Annotated in this window: 1 protein-coding gene; it reads left to right on the forward strand. The window is 59.3% G+C overall.

Translation table 11 applies throughout. The features are described 5' to 3' along the window. Positions 1-359, forward strand: a 359-nt coding sequence (locus ACG0Z5_RS24030; protein ID WP_394451698.1) for a hypothetical protein, incomplete at both ends; no start/stop codon positions are given.

Genomic DNA, 359 nt, shown 5'->3' on the forward strand with positions numbered 1-359 from the left:
GCGTGGAGGCGGATGCGGATGGCAACTGGACCTGGACGTCACCGGCGATTGGTTACTTCAACACTAACTACATCTACAGCGCCACGGCGACCGATGCAGCCGGGAATATCAGTCCAGTCAGCAAGGGTTTCACCATTGAGCTGGTTAAGGGTAATCAGGACAGTGACAGGGACACCACGCCACCGGCCACGCCGCACATCACCAACGCGTACGACGATGTGGGCACCAAGGGGAATATCACCTCCGGTGGCACCACCGATGACACAAAGCCAACGCTGAGCGGCACCGCCGAGGCGGGCAGCAAGGTGACGATTTACGACAACAACACCTTTATTGGCACCGCCACCGCCAACAGCAGC

The organism is Scandinavium sp. M-37, assembly GCF_043558715.1.
Classification (GTDB): Bacteria; Pseudomonadota; Gammaproteobacteria; order Enterobacterales; family Enterobacteriaceae; genus Scandinavium; species Scandinavium vulneris_A.